We start from the raw sequence: 18,601 nt of genomic DNA on the forward strand, positions 1-18,601 counted from the left end.
GGTGCCGCGTAGCGGCAGCACCGGACCCGCGCGCAGGCGACGCAGACGCCGAGCACGGGGAGGAGCCGCCCCTTGCGGCGTGCTGGTCGATCTGGTGCTTTTACATACTGGCTTATATTTCTATTATGGCTTTTTATTCTCGGTTTATTAGCTTTTGGATTCTCGAATCTAAATCATATCCCTAAAGGGGTGTTTCTCGATTGGTGTAGTTGCAGAGATTGCGACGTTAATTCAACGTCGAATAAGCTGCTTCTTCAAGGGGGAAAGCTGCTGCTTACATACCGGAAGGTAATGCGTCTTAGCGCGAACTGAAGATGGAATGCAAGGAAGGCAGACTTATCCCCAACGGTCGAGTTAGAAGGTTATTTTTAAACTGTTAAAAAGTTAAAGGCCGAAAAGCGCGTTTAATATCATTTGGTTAGGGCCTGTTTCTGTGCGCGATGTTCCGATAAGGCGTGCGCGATATTCCGAAAGAAAGCGTGCGCGATATTCCGTTGGGATGTGCGCGATGTTCCGATAAGACGTGCGTGATATTCCGAACGAGAATCGCGTTGCTGTGAATAATGGGAGTAATCATCGTCGACAGGGCAGAAGGCATACTTTGCGACCGTCAAGAACAACTGCAACAGGCCTCCAATTCTTGAGAATGGATATAGGGAAGAGAAAACTTCGGAATATCGCGCACGCCGGAAAAGGCATTAGGCCAGATATTCGGAATATCGCGCACATTAACGATCTTCACCTTGCTAATTCGGTCATCAAGTTCACGCCGATAGTTGCCCAAGGTGTTTACGAGGCGCAGTCTCTGCCCAAACGCCATGAATTCGGAACATCGCGCACGTTTAAGGTAGGTCTCTGGCGTTCGGACGTCCGTGCGTGTGATTCCTTGGGCGATGACAAGTTATGGCATCCGATAAGTAGCAGGCTTGATATCTTAGGTATTTTGCGCTTCACAGCAGCCTAGGAAAACAAACGCGACAGCGTCTCATGGTTCGGAACATCGCGCACATGTCCTGCTCATATTTTATCGCTAAGATTGTGATTCTCGATGTTCAAAAATCACTACGGGACGCCCTCCCCTTGGACCTACTTCGAGGGATAGCTGATAATCGGGGATAACGTCATCGCCTATAATTTTGAGAAGATCTCTTTTGAAAAATCGTAATTCGCGTGTAGTACCGATTTTCTTGGCGAGTTTATCTAGACTAATTTTCCATATTTCCTGGTTACCAAGATGCTTTCGTCCGATTTCATAAATACGGCGCCCCAGGCCACTATCGAGACTAAAATAAGTGGGGTTAATTGTCAGCACCCTGCGTTCCTTGACGAGGGCACGAAACATCCAGTCATTGAGCGTAATTTCAATGGCTGCCATAATTTTACGTCCAGTCGATGTTTTCCGCTCGACTACGCGCCATGTCTCTATCCAGCCAAACCCGCGCCGGTCGCGTTCGTCTGCAGATTCGATGGTTGTCATGATATTTGTAGATCTCAGACGATGAAGCGCATCGAGCAAAAGGTCGTAGCTGCGCTTACCTGTTCCTCGACCGGTGACGCGCAGGAGATCATGCGCAGCGAAGCGGACTGTATGGTCGACAGTCATTCCTCGCTCAATGCGTTCATTGATAAGAGAGACGACATAAAGAAGTATGTCTTTATCCCAAATCGTCGCAAGCCCTTTTGGGCCAGGTTCTATGGTAATTTGTATTTTCCCGTCGTCATATACCAGAGGCTCCATGCGCGGTTGCTTCTGGATGCTGAAGAACGGATATTCCATAAGGGCTCTGTCATCCTTTAACGGAGCCCCTATTAGGGAGTCGACAAACAGGTCAGCTTCGTTGCTAGCCATTATCTACCCCAGCCTTGCCTTTTGTGCGCGATGTTCCGAATGCAAACAAACCGGTTAATACAGCCAGGGTCAATGATTCTCTCGTCAGTGTTACGTATTTTCATCACCCAGCACCTGATCAATCTCGGCCCGGAGTCTTCGCAAGCGTTCACGGTCTTCCGAATTAAGCGGGAGTTGTTGGGCACGGACTTCACTTAGACGCTGGGCCATCCTGTCTACGGATGTAAACGTAAATCCAGAAGGTTTGCGGGTCGGTGCGGATTCTGGCCGTTCGAGGTCAGCTCGACCCAGTCGAATAGCTTTTACTGTGAGTTGTCCGGTTCTGGCTTGTTCAATGAGCTCTTGTTGTCTCACAGGATCCGGGACTCGTGCGAGTTCCACAAGGGTATTTCGTGCCACACCTCGCTCTGACGTCAACTCTTCAAGGATATCGGTTGGGAGCGTCAGGATTTTCAGGATAGAGCTAATTTCGCCGCGACTTTTTCCAAGAACTTCACCTGCCTGGCTCTGGTTCCAGCCTCTTTTTTCAATCAGTCGTTGGATGCCGGTTGCTTCTTCCAGAGGGTTTAGGTCCACTCTCTGAAGGTTCTCAATGAGCGCTGCGACTTCAGCATCACCGTCGTGTTCAATTGCAAGCATGCTGGACCAGCCAGCATGTTGCGCTGCTCGCCAACGGCGTTCGCCCGCGACTATGACCCATCGTTTGTCGGATTGTGAGTTCGTGACACGACGTACAAGAATGGGTTGAAGCTGTCCTTCAGCGACCATGGTTTCTGCTAGTGCTGCGATACTCTCGTCGTCGAAACTTTTTCGCGGTTGGTCCGGATCTGGCGCCACTTCTGTCAAAGGAACTTCGAATGTATGTCGAAATTTTCCGTCCTGGCGAACAAAACTGTTGCTGGCGTCGTCAATGAGACCAGCGGCTACGCCGAGAATAGGAGACGGGGCTTTTGTTTTGCGTCGGGTTGCCATCACGCATTACTTTCAGGCTGTTCGATATCTGCAAGCGGAAAATCTGTCTTCGTTTGGAGTGCTTGTGCCAGTCGAAGGTATGGTGCCGTTGCGGCTGCTGAAGAAGAGGACTCCAACGCAATCCTGCCTGCGCGTGCAGCATGACCGTACACAGCGCTTGAAGGCACGGGTTCCAGAACTGGAGCGCGGTCTTTCATCATGGAACATAAGTGTTGAAGGACTTCGCGGTCCACAGATTTGCGTGCGTTATATTGGGTCGGTAAAATACCAAGGAGTCGAAGCCCTGGATTCAGACGACGCTGGATCTTGCCGATGGTGCCGATAATCAGGCCAACGCCCATTGTGTCGTAAGGCTCGGTTCTCACAGGGACAATTGCATCATCGGCAGCAGCAAGGCTCATCCATGTAAGCATGCCGAGATTGGGAGGTGCATCGATCACGATCCAGTCGTAGTCCTCACGGACAGGATCAATGGCTTCCCGTAGCGCGGCGTCAAAACCGGGTTCTCTCCGGCCGTCCGTTTCGGCTAGGTCAATATGGCTGGCGATGAAATCGAAAGGCAGTTCGCGTCCGTCTGGTAGCGTGCCCGCCGCAACCACGATCTCAGAAAGGGGTTTTCCACCAAGGATGAGGTGAGCGGTCGTTTTGCCTTGATGATAAAGTTCAACACTGGCGCCAGCGAGTATCCCGGCTGTAGCTGTGGCTTGTGGATCCATATCAATGAGAAGAACGCGCCCTCCCAGTGATGACAACGCGTATGCGAGGTTGAGCGATGACGTTGTTTTCCCAACGCCGCCTTTTTGGTTTGCCAGCACAAGTATTCTTGCAGAATCTTGAACTGCGCCAGCCATATTACGTATCACCTCGGCGACATCATCCGGGATTGGTTCTTTATCGTTTTCCCACCGGCTAATCTTGGGCTTATCATAGCTTCGGCCAAGTCTGCGGTTGAGTTCATCTTTGATGTCGGCCTGACTTAATCGCAAAGTCAGTCGGCTATTTCGAAATGTTTGACCGTTCATTATGGCTTCCCCAGACAGACTTTTGATGCGTAAAATAGCATCAACGTCAACGATGATGGTTGATGTTGATTGTTATCAGTCTTTCTTGTCAAGGAAAAAATCGACGGCATATGGGCTGATATGAAGCCCTAAATTGGTCTTCGAGAGATACGATCAATGTTGCCTGCTTCTCGTCAAACATCTAATCCGGCCCAGGTGCGGCATGACTGAAGTGGCAACTTAGGACCATGTTATAGATTACTTGTGTCTTGAATGAGGCTTTGTCAAAGCGGACGAATCATTAAAACGAGGCATAAATCAGCCGAGGAGATAGCGATCAAAGATATAATGGAGGATGATATTTTGCTGTGCGACGTGTTACGATAGTCTTCTGGTTCTAGTTCATCCTTATGCTCAATGTTCGGACGTCAGAACATTCTCAGGCGGAATTTGTAAGATCATTCTTGGATGGGAGTAATACATTCCATCGCAAAATGCGTGAACTTCAGGGCATTGGAGCAGATGCTGATGTTCGGACGTCAGAACATCAGATGGCGCGTACCGGATTTTTATGAGCAGTGGTTCTGGACGTCGTTGGTCATCGAGATCGTGGTCGGTTCCTTGATTGCACTCCCCCCAAGTTCAGGAAACCTATCGAACATGCATTCACCCTGACTGGGGACTTGGATAATGCGTCGTTTTTCCTCATCGTCCACTACGAGCGATCGCAAGGCGTGCTATGTCGATGAGGGGGCAGCAACCAATTCCGCTGTCTTCATGTGGCCGACGTTTCATCCGAAAGATCGTCATGGAACGTACTCGCTGCAGTGAGACGTTCGCTGGACATGGTAAGACTGAGCATTGCCGCACCTTGGCGGCTCTAGCCTATGACAGCAAGACGGATCGCAGCATCGGGATAGACCAGGACGCTGCCATGGCGCTCATCCTCAAATGTTCAGGAGGCCGACCTGTTAATCATGTGGAGATGACGATACGGTACAAGCGGATCATCGACGTTCTTTTTCAAGGCATGAAAGAAGTGAGAGATAGGTCACGCTGCTACATATGCCGTTTTGCTTTGAACTAGTGTCCTGATCGAGAAGTTTATATGATTATCCTGATGGCAGGGGTAATCGAATGGGACGTGTAGCGGTTGCGATTGAACTGACGGCATTGGAGCGTCAGGAACTGGAATCTCTGGCAAGGGCGCGCAAGACGGGCCAGGCGCTTGCGCGGCGAGCCCGTATTGTCCTTGCCGCAGCCGATGGGCATGAGAACAAGGCGATCCGTGACCTGACGGGCGCGGACATCAACACGGTTGGCAAGTGGCGCCGGCGTTTTGCAACGGACCGTCTGGACGGGCTTTACGATGAACCCCGGCCGGGGACACCACGCTCGATCGGCGACGGGGAAATCGCGGAGACGATCCGCCGGACACTGGAAGAAACCCCGCGCGGTGCTACGCATTGGTCGCTGCGCTCGATGGCACAGGCCGTGGGATATGCACCGTCAACGATCCATCGCATCTGGAAAGCGTTCGGGTTACAGCCGCATCGAACAGAGACCTTCAAACTGTCGAACGACCCCCTCTTCGTGGAGAAGGTCCGCGACATCGTTGGTCTGTATATGGCACCGCCGGAGCGTGCGCTGGTACTGTGCGTGGATGAGAAGAGCCAGATCCAGGCGCTGGATCGCAGCCAGCCCATGCTCCCGATGCGGCCCGGCCAGGTCGAGCGGCGGACACATGACTATACCCGCCACGGTACGACCTCACTGTTCGCAGCTCTCGACATTGCCACCGGCACCATCATTGGAAAGTGTTATCCGAAGCACCGATCCACGGAATTCCGCAAATTCCTTGACCAGATCGAAACCAATGTGCCGACTGACCTCGATATCCATCTGGTGATGGATAACTATGCCACCCACAAGACGAAGCTGATCCGTGACTGGTTGGCCAGGCGCCCGCGCTGGCACGTTCATTTTACGCCGACCGGGGCCTCATGGATCAATCAGGTGGAGCGGTTTTTCGCTCTCGTCACTGAAAAGCAGATCAGGCGCGGCATTCACCGTTCGACCGAAGCCCTGGAGGCCGACATCAGGGCTTTCATCGCCGTCCATAACGAACAGCCCAAGCCCTTCAAATGGACCAGATCCGCCGACGACATCCTGCAGGCCGTCAAGCGATTCTGCCTCCGTACTACCAAAATCAGCGAAACTTCTCGATCAGGACACTAGGGCCAGCATACGTGTTCGATACGATGGGGAACTGATGGAACATATCCGCCGGATCTAGCGGGACAACCGTGCTGTTTATAGTGCGCGCAAGATCTGGCACGGCCTGCAGCGTGAGAAGTGGCAGGTTGCGCGTTGCACTGTCGAACGCCTGCGGGCGCCACTCGGCTATAGGCCTCCTGCCGAAGTCGAACGGGCCTTCTACGCAGATCAGAGCAGGCTTGATATCACTGCCTGATTATTGAACAAATCGTTCTCCGGTAAACCCGGGGCAGTTCATTCCCATCACGCTGTTTCCTCTGTTTGATTCCTCTTGACGTGTTGCGGTTGAAGGCGAGTTGAAGCGCTCCGGCGGCAGGGGTCAAGACAGTCTCAGAATCTCGATCTTCCCGGGTGCCGGGCCTTGATGCTGGCCGTGTCGATATAGGTCTCGACGACCTGAAGGCTTTTGTGCCGCGAGAAGCGCTTCAGCTCCAGGAGATCATACCCGTCTTTCGCCCCCGTGGTGATGGCCCCGCGGCGCAGGCTGTGCCCGCCAAAGTCCCCCTCGAGGTGGGTGTCGCCGCATCGCTTGCGGATGATGTCCGTGACCGCCCGGTCCGACAGGGCGTGCGGCCCGATCCTGGGCGGGGTCCCGACGGGAGTAGTGCCCGCCCTGCGGTCCCGCGCGGACCAGATGCGCCGGAAGACCGGACCTTCCGTGATCCCGGCCTGCCGGAGCCAGGTCTCGTATGCCAGAACCGGGCAGTTCCGGGTCAGGCCCCGCGGGATGCCGATCAGCGCGCCCTTGCGCTGGAGATCCCCCTTGGACCGGCCCAGCCGGATCTGCATGCCATCCTCGTCCACCGTAAGGTCGTCCGCTTTCAGTGCGGCAAGTTCGGAGCGTCGGAACGTACCGGCAAAACCGAGCAGAAGAATGGCCCGGTCCCGCGCACCGACCAGATCGTGGGGACTGATGGCCTCGACGACCCGGACCAGCCTGTCCCAGGTGAGCGCGGTTTTCTGGCGGGGCAGGGTCTCCTTTGCCTCCCGCCGGATGCCAGCAAGGGTTGCGGTCACCATCGGGTGGGCGGTGGGTACGGCAATCTGCGCCAGATGGTGCAGGTAGCGCAGGGCGGCACGATGCAGGTCGATGGTGCTGGTCCTGCGCCCCTGCAGCGCCATGTCGGCCAGATAGGCGGCAACATCCTCGCTGCGGGCCGGCAGGGCGGGCAGGGCATGACCGGCCGCCCAGCGACACCAGGACCGCACGGCAGCGCGATAGGTGCGCAGTGTGTTCTCGGCCTTGCTGCGGTGCATATAGGCATCGGCCGCCTGACGGGCCGTGGCCAGGCGGCCGTCATGTTCGGGTACGGGCTGTGCCGAGACGACGGAAAACCATTGCGCGACGGCAGCAGGTGGCTGGCCAACCGGCGCAGGGGGCGCTGCGTCTGCCGTCCCGGGACAGGCCCCTACGGGCTGGAGCGGCCGGAACCAGGCCAGGAAACAGGGGGTGCCATCATCGATTTCCAGCCCGACGGCCAGTTCAAACCCTGATGGGATATCGGCCACATGGTCCTGAGCCATCTGCTGGGCCGCCGACGCATACGGCACGTTCTGGGCGAGGGGGGTATCCGGGGAATAGGTACCGTCCGGCAATTCGATGCCGGCCAGACGCTGCCGCGTCAGGGGGTCAACACGGTCGTGCAGCGCGGCCTGCGCGCGCCTGCTGGCGCCGAGGATCCGGACGTCGCTCAGCATGGCAGGCTTGCCCGCGCGTATGGCCCCTGGCCGTCACTTGGGCAGCAGGGAAGGGGCACACAGACAGGCTTGGCGAAAAGGCTCGGAAACAGGCGCATTTTGGGATTTTTGTCGAAAACCCTTAATTATATTAGTGAATACCTATACATTTCAGCACGTTATTGATCCTCTTAATTATGCGAATGTCCCTTATTGGTGCGAAAAAAGCCCTTAATTACGTTACAAAGCACGATCACAGTTTTATCTACGTGTGGGTCCGCTTACGCCTCATGTCGGACATAAAAGTGGGTTGGCTCGCCTTTCGCATAACGGACATAGTCCGCGCAGTCCCCCGCTATCACTTGGAGCCGAGAGTGGGGTGATCGTTATGGGAAATAACCAGCAAGAATACAGGCGCTTAGGTTGGCCGTAGCAAGACACGCCCGAAGCCACTGGGCAGGGAGTATAATACTACGGGCTATCACCTTTGACCTATATGAGCCCATTTTCTGAGGCCGATGGATCGGATGGTCTGTGGCAGGGCGGTGAGGTTGTTCCATGCGGTGCATGCGGCTTCGATGATGTGTTCGATGCCGCTGAACACGGTGTTGGACAGCCAGTTGGCGCGTAGGAACTGCCAGATATTCTCGACCGGGTTCAGTTCGGGCGCGCGGGACGGCAGGAAGATCAGGCTGACGTTGCGCGGCAGTCTGAGTTTGGGTGTCGTATGCCAGCCGGCACGATCGAGCAGGACGACGGCATGCGCTCCGCGTGCGACGCAGCGTGAGATTTCCTCGATATGCAGTTGCATGCTGGCCGTGCCGGTAAACGGCAACACCAGGCCTGCCGCCTTGCCGAGTGCGGGGCAGATGGCGCCGAACAGCCAGGCATTCTCATAGCGTTGATCGGCAGGCTGGCGTGGTCGGGTGCCACGCCGCGCCCATTGCCGGACAAGACCGTTTTTCTGCCCGATGCGGGCCTCGTCCTGCCACCAGAGTTCAATCCGCCTGCCTCTGGGCAGATGCCCGGTGTGGGCGCTCAGGATCGTGGGGAAGTTTTTTTAAACGCGTCCATGACGGACGGATCCTGTCCGGGGTGACGCGGACGCGCGCTGACGTGGCTGAACCCAAGCCGCTTCAACAGGGCGGAGACATGGCGTTCGTGATAGGAGACGCCAAAACGCTCTTCGATGACCCGCTGAAGATCGACCCGACGCCAGCGCACCACGCCGTCCCGGGCACGGTCAGGCCCTGTCGTGACCAGCGCCGATAATTCTGCCAGTTGGTCCGCTGTCAGGCGGCAGACCGACCCGTTGCGCCACTGATCGTGCAAGCCATCCGGCCCCGCAGCATTGAACCGGTGCACCCAGTCCCGCAGGGTTTGCCGGTCCATCCCGCCGATCCGCGCCGCTTCGCCCCGGCTGGCACCGTCGCGCACCGCAGCCAGAGACAAAAGGCGCCGTGCAACATTCGCATCCCGCGTACGAGAGGCCAGACGCCGTAACGCAGAAGCCGTATAATCCGTCCGTAAGGCAATCGCACCAGCCATTCCCGATCCTCCCTCTCACGACAGAATCAGAACAGGCCCTTCGCGTCACTTCACAGATGAGTCAGCGACAGTAGCCCTTGGTATAAATCATTTGGATCGGGCAACGATGCTTTCGGTTTTCGGCCTTGACACGATGATGTTCGGTGCGGGCGGCAATCCAGATTTTCTGGACAGCGTCAAGATTCATGAAGGCAATTCCGAACCCAACCAGAAGGTCGAGTCAGACCGAATGGTGGCCGAGCGTGATACGGAAGCAGTTTTCATTCTGGGTTCTATTGGCATATCGGACATAATCTTCAAGTAGTTCTGTGCAGCAGTGGCCCATACCTGTCACTTGAACAAGGTTTCCGGAACTCCCGTTTCGTTTTCAGAAAAACTACCAAATTTGACAGCAAGAATAGGCAAAACAAACAGGTTAAGTATCATTGATGTCATGAGCCCTCCAAGAATGACAGCTGCCATAGGTCCTTCGATTTCCCGCCCAGGCGCATTCATATCAACAGCCAGAGGCGCCAGTCCAAGCGCCGTAACGAGCGATGTCATGAGTACGGGGACGACGCGGTCTCTGGCCCCCGGAGCGCTGTTGTTACTCCCCATGTGAGATGTTCCCGCTCGACCAAAGTCTCAAAATGCGAAATCATCATCACCGAATTCCGAAGCGTAATCCCGAATAGAGTAACGAAGCCGACTGTTGCCCCAAGAGTTAGCGTTGTGCCGGAAACAATGATTGCCAGAATGCCGCCGACAAATGCGAAGGGAAGATTGACGAGTATCAGAGCGAGATTGCGCCATCCTTGTGTGATTATTGAGAGCAGAATCATGACCGCTATGGCAGCGAGCCCGGAATTTATAAACAGTTCCTTGCGTGATTGTGATTCAGCTTCCGCTGCGGATGTAAACTGAACGTAGGTTCCAAGAGGCAGTTTGATATTTTTTGCTATAGCCGTGCGTGCGTCCTGAACGAAAGATTGAGTTGATCGTCCTGTAACATTTGCGGTGACAGTCTGTGTTCTCTGTGCTCCCAGATGTGACACCTGATAGCGACCGTTCGTCTCATATATGTCTGCGACAGCGCGGAGTGGTACGTAGTTTCCGTGAACAGTATGCAGTGGCAGGAAGCCGACAGACGCAACATCATTACGACTTGCGTCATCAAGACGAACCATAACATTAAAAGCCGCAGAACGCTCGTATATCTGCCCCACGGTTTCACCCTGCCAGGCTGTATGGATGGATCGGAGTACATCCGCCGACCGAAGCCCCCAGCGCTCCAGATCAGCAGGGCGTAGCCGAATAGCAAGTTCCGGAACACCAGGGGGTGCTTCTATCCGGACATCTGTTGCGCCATGTATCTGATGCAACATGCGGACAATATTATTTGCCTGGATATCCAATACATCCAGATCATCGCCAATAATATTGATTGCCACAGCCGAAGACGAACCAGAAAGGGTTTCGTTTACGCGCATCGTCAAAAAACTACTGACAGAAAAACTGGCCCCAACGAACCCGTCAAGCGCTTTGCGAACGCGGGCATCAATCTGTCGGGAAGCCTTCCCATCCACCTGATTCAAATCAACCTCAAACTCGCTGGTATGTGGTCCATACGTGTCCTCATCCAGCGAGGCGCGTCCGACTCTCTGAGCAACCGAACGGATTTCGGGAAGCTGACGAAGTTTTTCTGTAACCTGTCTACCTAATTTCAGAGACTGTTCCAGGGAAGTCCCCGGAGCAGCCGTCATATGAATGATAAGGTGACCTTCCTTGAAATCAGGAATGAAATCGCTTTCAAGGAATGGAAGGGCCGCAAACCCTATCAAGGTGGTCAGGATCATCCCGCCTATAACAAATCGGGGATGGCGCATTAATCTGGCCAGAAGACGTTCATAAGCTCTGGCGGTCCATCCTGCCAGGGGGGCTCTCTCCGGGTTTCTCCAGGCGTCGCCAAGAGCCATGCGCAGAGTGCAGGTACAACGGTTACAGCAGCGGCAAGAGAAGCCATGACCGCAAGAACATAAGCTGTTGCCAGTGGAGCAAACAGTCGTCCCGAAAGTCCGGGAAGGGCGATGACAGGCAAGAAAACGATAATGACAGCAAAGGTCGCGTAAACCACTGCACTGCGGACTTCAACGCATGCATCGAGTACGACGCGCGCTGTAGATGCGGGCTGGACCAGAAGCCGGTTCTCACGCAATCGGCGTGTAACATTTTCGACCCCGATCACGGCGTCATCCACGACCTCGCCGATGGCGATAGCAAGCCCCCCAGGGTCATGGCATTCAAAGTAACCCCGAGTGTCTCCAGCAACGACAGGGCTATCAGAATAGCCAAAGGTATGGTGGCGCAACAGATTGCAGCGGTTCGCAGGTCAAAAAGGAAAAGAAAGATTACGGCAACCACCAGAAAACCGCCCAGAAGCAATGCTCGTGTGGCATTCCCCAATGCGGTCGTAATGAAATTGGCGGGTCGGAACAGGTCAGCATGCAATGTAATCCCCTGTCCCTGCAATTGCGGGCGGAAATCGGTAAGTGCCGCCTCGATTTCCCGGGTCACAGCCATCGTATTGGCACCGTACTGTTCCCATATATTAACCACAATGCCTGTTTTTCCCTCGATACTGGCCGCGCCGAAGGCGGGAATAGGGGCTTCAGTTACAGTGGCAATACTGCCCAGTGTGACAGCACCATTATCAGAGCGGACAATCACAGTGCGGGCCAGACTTTCTGGCGTCAGGGCCTGACCGTCAGACTGAAGAACGACTCTTTGGTTCGGGGTATCAATAAAGCCGGCCCCCTGTATGCCAGTTGCTTCCTGGGCAGCCGCAAGGACGTCATCAAGTCCGATATGATGCAAGATGAGTTGGTCTGGATGTACCTGTATCTGGAGTGACCGACGCTCCCCGCCAAACACACTGACTCCAGCCACACCAGGCAACGCCAGCAGACGCGGCCTTAATGACCAGTCAGTAAGCGTGCGCAACTGCATGAGGGACTGTTGTTCCGACGTCAGACCAATCACCAGTACCAGACCGGCGGATGAGGTCAGTGGCGTCATAGTCGGAGCATGAACACCGGCTGGCAATTGCTGTGCAACAACATTCATTTGTTCCCCGACCAGTTGCCGGGCGCGATAAATATCGGTCGATGTCGCAAACAGGACGTTGACGACTGACAGTCCCTGAATCGAAGTCGATTGCACGCGCTGAATACCCGGGAGGCCGGTCAGGGCAATTTCCATTGGGCGACTAACCAATGTTTCGACCTGTTCCGGCGTAAAACCAGCGGCTTCGGTCTGGATCGTGACCCGTGGCGGAATGAATTCCGGAAACACATCATAGCTGGCATGTCTCAAGCCATACAGGCCATAGAAGAACAACAGACATGCGGTTGCGATAACCACGCCCCGGAAGCGGATCGAAAACCCGATAATAGCTGCCTGAAGGCTGAAAGAACGTCCCGTCATCAGTCGTCATCGTCTCCTGATTCAAGCTGAGCTCGGAATTCTTCAGACAGAAGTAATTGCGTACGCTCTACGACGATTTGCGTTTCGTGTGTGATTTGTCCTGGAGTATCTTGGATCAGGTAGCCACCTTCTCGGTCCGGCACGTCGGTCGTAAGGGGTAGGCGTGTAAATTTTCCGTGTCCGTTATCACGGTATATCCACGACTTACCTTGCAGCCAGATAATAGCTGATGCAGGTATCCGGATACCGGGACGTTCCTCTTCGGTAGGCAGGAGAACGGAAACATTCATGCCCGCGACAAGCTGACTTTCAGCCGACGCAAAATAGAAAAAGCTACGCCCCTGAATAGCAGGATCGGTCATGGTTACAGGAGACAAATAGTGGAGCATTGTCCCGTGTCCACCCGTGTTTCCATAATCGGTCACATCCGCCTGACTTGGTGGGGTTGGTAGATCCGTATCTGGTGGAAGGGTCACCTTGACCAAGACCACTTGTTGTTGAAGTAACTGTGTAATGAAAATTGTATTTTTTTCGGTAGCGTCAGATATGACCGAACCAAATTGCTGTCTGATAATATTAAGTGCGTTATTCACCCGGACCTGTTCTGCTTTTACCATAGCTGAGTTGGACTGAAATCTGGCTGTTGTCTCCTGGAATTGTTCCTGAGAGATATTCTGCCGGTCGCGATACAGTCCTTTGTCACGATCGAGTTTCGCACGGGCAAGCGTCTGCTGTGCCTGCATGCTCTCCAGCCGCGCTTTCATGTCAGCATAATCACTAACAAGAGTGATAAGTTGTGTTGCGTTCAGAACGTAACCATAGGCGGGAACCAACTTTCTCCAAGGCACGATGCTGGGTCGTGCAGAAGCGATGCCACTCTTCGTAACTGCTTCCGGGGAGACCGTCACGGTCGCCTCTGCGCCAAGAACCGAAACTGGTGGATCATCATCATCTGCAACAGCAATGTCCGCCACGTTTAGAACTAGGAAGACAGAAAGACCTACAAGAGGCAGCCAGAAGGCCCTCGCTTTCATGGTGAGTTCCTTTGGTTATTTTCAAGCAGGCCGGAAACCTGCGCGGCACTGGTGTGATCAAAAATGGGCTGCTGCATGCCATCTTCGATCTGACCTATGGCTTGCCGTTGCTGAATTTCTGCTTCAAGAAGAGCGGTCTCTGCTTGAATCTGCTCTATATGAGTCATAACCATCGTTGGTCGGTCGATTGCGCCTGACTGAAGGCGGTGCTGCATCTGGTTCAGCCTTACCCGTACGGTTTTGGCAAGTTCATCCGCCTGTAGCAGAATTGATGTCGTGCCGCGGTAATTGGCCGTAGCCTGCGAGATGGACTTAAACACCGTGTTCTCTGCACGCCGGAGACGAGCCGCCGCCTCATGCTCCTGCCCAACAGCTTCAGCTATGGGGCCTTCGTTCTGATTGAAAATCGGAATTTGCAGAGAGGGATTTACCTCAAAGCGATTTGAAATATCCCAGTTATAGGCGGGACTGATGGTGACATCGGGATAGCGTCGGGAAACTTCGACCCGTAGAGCCTGTCGGGCGGCGTCATAAGACGCAAGAAGTTCCCGCAGATCCGCGCGTTGCATTACGGCTTGGTATCTCATGTCCTGTGAATCGCGGTATTCCATGAGGTCGGGACAGACATCAAATGCTTTTGTATCAAGAGCAATGGAATCAAGTGCTTCGGCAGGAACCCCGATTGCTCCTGCCAGAGCTGCCTTACGGACGGCATACTCGCGCCGCAGATCACTGACAGACAACTCGGCATGGATCATTTCCGTCCGTACCTGCGATATTTCGAGAGCGGATGCTCGCCCCTGATCAAAACGTGCCTGTTCCAGGGTAAAGAGTTCGCGTTTAGCTGCCGCAGTCTCTTCCACAAGCTTGAGGCGCCCGGATACAGCCCAGACGCCGAGAAGAGCAGACCGCGTGTCGCTGCGTAGTTTCCATGCAGTATTGATGACTTCCCATTGCGCGACGGCAGCCCGATATCTGGCTTCTTTGATACGGTGATAACGCCTGCCGAAAAATTCGATCAGTATTGACGCGCCGTAGCCGACGTAATGAGCCGATGGGCCACCCAGCACCGTGAAACTGGGATTGGGCAGTTGACCGGCTGTCTTGATTCCAGCGCGAGCCGTTTCCAGTTCAGCTTTAGCTACAAGGATATCGGGATGAAAATACAAGGTAGCAAGCGTCAGGCGAGTGATGCCCCATGCGTTTTCCTGACTCGATACGTTTGGTCCGAGAACTTTTGTAATGAATTCTTGCAATCCGGCATCCGTAAATTGACGGCTGGAAAATTTCTGGACATCTGATTCCGGCGAAATATTTGAGTGATCACTATTTGTACAGCCACAGAGCAGGGGAAAAATCAGGAGAATGAATGCCGCATTATAGCGTGTGCGTCTCCTTACCTGCTTAATATATTCTAGAGTATTATATGATTTATACATTGATATGTCGTGATATATCTGATTTGTTATCTGTTAGTTCTACTCTCGATTGTCGCATAATCTGCACACCTCCACTAATACCAAGCATCGCAAGGATGGCAGCTACCGCAATATCCGGCCACGCAGAACGAGTGCCAAACACGCCCAGAGCTGCCAGCACAACGGCAACATTTCCGATCGCATCATTACGAGAGCAGATCCATACAGAACGGCGGTTGGCATCACCTTTCCGGTGTGTCCATAATATGAGGGCACAGGCCAGATTGACCGCGAGGGCAAGCAGACCAATGCCGCCCATTGCGTCTGGGTGAGGCGGATGGTTGCTGTTCATTACTATCCACCCAGCATTGGCCATTACCCATAGCCCAGCCATGAACAGGGTCAGGCCTTTCAGAAAGGCCGCGCCAACTCGCCATCGCAATGCCATTCCGGCAACACTGAGGCTTATTGCGTAGTTGGCGCTGTCGCCAAGGAAATCAATCGCGTCCGCCTGTACGGATGCAGATCCAACCGACACGCCAGCCCCAGCTTCAACGGCAAACATGCTGGCATTGAGAAAAAGCGCGATCAGGAGCGCTCTCCGCCATGATTTATTGATTGGTAGCGGCGTATCTGTGCATCCACCACAGCATCCTCCTGCCATCCAGCGCCTCCCTGACGAATCATCTGTTTTAATGTATGCTCCCTGTAGCAACTACAGGGTCAAGAGGCAGGGAATGCGATCGATTGGTGCCTTGGGGAAGGCGACGAATACCAAAGTCGAGACGATCCGCTATTACGAACGGATCGGTCTTCTGGCTCCGCCACAGCGGACCGATGGCAATTATCGCACTTATGATGATGAGGCACTCGCGAGACTGTCTTTTATTCGTCGATCTCGGGATCTGGGTTTTTCATTAGACCAGGTAAGAGCTCTATTATCCCTAACGGATCAGGGAACCCAGGATTGTAAGACAGTTGATAGAATTGCTCGTGACCATATGGCAGAAATTGAGCGCAAAATTGCGGATCTCATCGCATTGCGCCATGAACTTTCTACGATGATAGAATCATGCGGGGGAGGTAATATTTCAGAATGCCGAATTATTGAAGCACTTTCTCCGTTTGATAATTAGTTCTCCTGACTTTTTTCGCAGCCAGTCGATTCTGCATTTGACGGAAGATTACCCGAAATAGTTATACGGCCTCATCCTCACGTGTCAGAATCTGAAAAATCCTCATGGAAAATTCAAGGACTATACGTGCTCCCATGGTGGCAGTTTATGATCAGGCCAGTTCTGAAGCAGACATTCGGCTTCCCCCCCTTATCCACCTGCCTGCTCCGTCCATGTTGAACAGACAGACGGCCCACGCCTCGTTTCGGACGCCGAGCGCAGCCCTGAGTTTCCCCGACGCGGACATGGCTACATGGCGCGGGAGGATTGGGCTCTGTCAGACCCGCGCGGCTCGCCTATAGCTGTTGAGCCGCGTAATTTTCGCCCCACAGCTTCATCGCTTCCAGGACAGGCGCAAGCGTCCTGCCCCGCTCCGTGAGCGAGTATTCAACCCGGGGAGGCACTTCCGCGAACACCTCACGACGGATCACGCCATGTTCTTCCAACTGCCGGAGTTGGAGCGTGAGCGAGCGTTGCGTCACCCCACCAATCAGGCGGCGTAGTTCACCGAACCGCTTCGTCCCGCCGAGGAGATAATGAAGGATCAGCGGCTTCCATTTGCCGCCGGCAACTTCGACTGTGACTTCGACGGCACAGCGAAAAGGCTTCGGATCTGATGTCATAAGGCTATTAGTATACTATCTATCTCTATATATCAAATAAGTGCCTTCTTGCATAAAAGCCTGCATGTGAAGATTTTCTGCTCTGTAGCGTCCGCTTTGTGGCGTCCTCCAACAGTAGGAATTGATCATGCGTGCCATTTACTACGACCGCCAGAGTGCGGCGGACGATGTCCTGATCCTCGGCAATCTCCCGACTCCCTCGCCCAAGGCGGGCGACGTTCTCGTGCGCGTACACATGTCTGGCGTTAATCCGACCGATATGAAAGCACGGACCGGATTCTCGTCTGCTATGCCCTATGAACGCATCATTCCTCACCAGGATGGTGCCGGTGTGATCGAAGCTGTGGGCATGGGCGTCCCGGCATCGAGGATTGGGGAACGTGTGTGGATCTTTGAAGCGCAGGCAGGTCGTGCCGAGGGAACAGCGGCTGATTATGTCGTCGTTCCTTCCGCCAATGCGGTGCCGCTGCCGGCCACGACGTCGTATGAAATCGGCGCATCTCTTGGCATTCCGGCGTTGACCGCGCATCGCTGCCTCTTTGCCGACGGAGACCTCAAGGGCCGGCGGGTTCTGGTTCATGGCGGTGCCGGGGTGGTCGGATCGGCCGCGATCCATCTCGCCAAATGGGCGGGAGCGTGGGTTGCGACGACGGTCCGCAAACCGCAGCACGAGGCAATCGCACGTGAAGCTGGAGCTGATTTAGTCCTCAACCTGCGCGGCGAAGACGTCCCGGCCAGGATACGGGACGCCACGGCGGGCAAAGGCATTGATCGGATTGTCGACGTCAATCTCGTCGAGAACCTCGACCTGGATCTCGACTGTCTGGCGAACGGTGGAGTCATCAGCTCCTACGCGATGCGCGACGCGGCGGATGAAAGTTCGATCCCGCTGCTGCGCGCGATGATCGCCGGTGCCGTCTTCCGGTTCGTCTATATCTACACCGTGCCGTTGTCGGCCAAGCAGGCTGCTATCATCGACATCACCGCCTGTCTCGAAGCAAAAGCCTACAAGCCTGTGATTGGCCTGATCGTGCCCCTCCACCGCACAGCAGACTCACACACCGCTCTCGAACAGGGGGCCGTCACTGGCAAGGTACTTGTTCGGGTGGTCGACTGATAAGGCGGCAAGGCAACTCCGGCTTATCCTCGCCGCACAGCTGTCATTCGGCTTCCATCAGACCGTCTCGTTCGGGGATTCCGGGCTTTAGCGGATATCTGTGCCCGTTCTATGTAACGCCCCCTGTGGGTGACAGACCGATGGTGAAAGACCTTGCGCGCGCATGGACCGCGTCCGGCCTAGGCCTGTGATCGACAGTGTGTTTCCCTTTGCTCGGGCAAGGGAGGCATTTGACCATCTCATGACTGGTAGCCATGTCGGGAAAATTGTCATTGCCCTCTCGGACTAACCCACGCGATAATGGTTCTCTATATTGCTCCGATGGCATGACGGCTGTCCTGGCGTGTCCAGTTGCACATTCAGATGAACCGTAGTCGGACGGTCCGCTTACCCCCATTCCGGACGCAGCCTCAACTGCGATCAGCAAAGAGATAATGGAACGATACAT

At 54.6% G+C, this 18,601-nt stretch carries 15 protein-coding genes and 2 pseudogenes; 6 read left to right on the forward strand and 11 right to left on the reverse strand.

From position 1 onward, the window contains the following. Positions 1-610: 610 nt before the first annotated feature. From FMA36_RS19360 to FMA36_RS18700, 4 genes are all read right to left on the reverse strand, one after another. Positions 611-820, reverse strand: a complete 210-nt coding sequence (locus FMA36_RS19360) for a hypothetical protein (RefSeq protein ID WP_206065362.1) — start codon at positions 818-820, stop codon at positions 611-613. A gap of 210 nt (positions 821-1,030) precedes the next feature. Further along, on the reverse strand, positions 1,031-1,849 hold the full coding sequence (locus FMA36_RS18690; protein WP_010511482.1) for a replication initiator protein A: 819 nt from the start codon (positions 1,847-1,849) through the stop codon (positions 1,031-1,033). A gap of 90 nt (positions 1,850-1,939) precedes the next feature. Further along, a complete protein-coding gene (locus tag FMA36_RS18695; protein ID WP_010517477.1) occupies positions 1,940-2,821 on the reverse strand; it encodes a ParB/RepB/Spo0J family partition protein in 882 nt (293 codons plus the stop codon). Beyond that, complete coding sequence (locus tag FMA36_RS18700; RefSeq protein ID WP_025440117.1) at positions 2,821-3,843, reverse strand: ParA family protein; 1,023 nt, start codon at positions 3,841-3,843, stop codon at positions 2,821-2,823. The genes FMA36_RS18695 and FMA36_RS18700 overlap by 1 nt, the downstream gene beginning before the upstream one ends. Before the next feature lie 1,116 nt (positions 3,844-4,959). Between FMA36_RS18700 and FMA36_RS18710 the strand changes: the two genes are divergently transcribed. Together FMA36_RS18710 and FMA36_RS19970 are read left to right on the forward strand one after the other, a co-directional pair. Then, positions 4,960-6,060, forward strand: coding sequence for an IS630 family transposase (locus tag FMA36_RS18710; protein WP_159264419.1), 1,101 nt, complete (start codon positions 4,960-4,962; stop codon positions 6,058-6,060). 22 nt (positions 6,061-6,082) lie between these two features. Beyond that, positions 6,083-6,226: pseudogene (locus FMA36_RS19970) on the forward strand (IS3 family transposase); the annotation flags it as partial. A gap of 203 nt (positions 6,227-6,429) precedes the next feature. Here the strand turns inward: FMA36_RS19970 and FMA36_RS18720 are convergent. Both FMA36_RS18720 and FMA36_RS18725 read right to left on the reverse strand, forming a co-directional pair. Then, the gene (locus FMA36_RS18720; RefSeq protein ID WP_053324182.1) at positions 6,430-7,797 is read right to left on the reverse strand and encodes a tyrosine-type recombinase/integrase; all 1,368 of its coding nucleotides are present in this window, start codon (positions 7,795-7,797) and stop codon (positions 6,430-6,432) included. A 460-nt stretch (positions 7,798-8,257) separates the two neighbouring features. Continuing rightward, positions 8,258-9,324 (reverse strand): IS630 family transposase gene (locus tag FMA36_RS18725; protein ID WP_110571345.1). Its coding sequence is split into 2 segments (ribosomal slippage): positions 8,258-8,838 and positions 8,838-9,324, totalling 1,068 coding nucleotides; the frame shifts between segments, so codons are not numbered across the junction. 106 nt (positions 9,325-9,430) lie between these two features. On the opposite strand from FMA36_RS18725, the gene FMA36_RS18730 reads away from it, so the two are divergent. Beyond that, positions 9,431-9,628, forward strand: coding sequence for a hypothetical protein (locus tag FMA36_RS18730; protein ID WP_159264420.1), 198 nt, complete (start codon positions 9,431-9,433; stop codon positions 9,626-9,628). A 26-nt stretch (positions 9,629-9,654) separates the two neighbouring features. Here FMA36_RS18730 and FMA36_RS18735 read toward each other — a convergent pair. From FMA36_RS18735 to FMA36_RS18750, 4 genes and pseudogenes are all read right to left on the reverse strand, one after another. After that, positions 9,655-12,786, reverse strand: a pseudogene (locus FMA36_RS18735) (efflux RND transporter permease subunit). Further along, positions 12,786-13,820 (reverse strand): efflux RND transporter periplasmic adaptor subunit, encoded by a 1,035-nt coding sequence (locus tag FMA36_RS18740; RefSeq protein ID WP_146891046.1) that lies wholly within the window; start codon positions 13,818-13,820, stop codon positions 12,786-12,788. Before FMA36_RS18740 ends, FMA36_RS18735 begins: the two are co-directional and overlap by 1 nt. Next, the gene (locus FMA36_RS18745) at positions 13,817-15,259 is read right to left on the reverse strand and encodes a TolC family protein (RefSeq protein WP_019088956.1); all 1,443 of its coding nucleotides are present in this window, start codon (positions 15,257-15,259) and stop codon (positions 13,817-13,819) included. Before FMA36_RS18745 ends, FMA36_RS18740 begins: the two co-directional genes overlap by 4 nt. Next, positions 15,252-15,902, reverse strand: a complete 651-nt coding sequence (locus FMA36_RS18750) for a cation efflux transmembrane domain-containing protein (RefSeq protein ID WP_159264422.1) — start codon at positions 15,900-15,902, stop codon at positions 15,252-15,254. Before FMA36_RS18750 ends, FMA36_RS18745 begins: the two co-directional genes overlap by 8 nt. Positions 15,903-15,975: 73 nt before the next feature. Between FMA36_RS18750 and FMA36_RS18755 the strand changes: the two genes are divergently transcribed. Continuing rightward, positions 15,976-16,374, forward strand: coding sequence for a MerR family transcriptional regulator (locus FMA36_RS18755; RefSeq protein WP_003618791.1), 399 nt, complete (start codon positions 15,976-15,978; stop codon positions 16,372-16,374). A gap of 335 nt (positions 16,375-16,709) precedes the next feature. On the opposite strand, the gene FMA36_RS18760 is transcribed toward FMA36_RS18755, so the two are convergent. Continuing rightward, positions 16,710-17,036, reverse strand: a complete 327-nt coding sequence (locus FMA36_RS18760) for a winged helix-turn-helix transcriptional regulator (protein WP_019092466.1) — start codon at positions 17,034-17,036, stop codon at positions 16,710-16,712. Between the two features lie 127 nt (positions 17,037-17,163). Here FMA36_RS18760 and FMA36_RS18765 point away from each other — a divergent pair, with 127 nt between their 5' ends. Then, positions 17,164-18,153, forward strand: coding sequence for an NADPH:quinone reductase (locus tag FMA36_RS18765; RefSeq protein ID WP_159264425.1), 990 nt, complete (start codon positions 17,164-17,166; stop codon positions 18,151-18,153). 163 nt (positions 18,154-18,316) lie between these two features. Beyond that, a complete protein-coding gene (locus FMA36_RS18770) occupies positions 18,317-18,442 on the forward strand; it encodes a zinc-binding dehydrogenase (protein WP_082267141.1) in 126 nt (41 codons plus the stop codon). Positions 18,443-18,601 lie beyond the last annotated feature (159 nt).

Source organism: Komagataeibacter xylinus (assembly GCF_009834365.1).
Lineage (GTDB): Bacteria > Pseudomonadota > Alphaproteobacteria > Acetobacterales > Acetobacteraceae > Komagataeibacter > Komagataeibacter xylinus_D.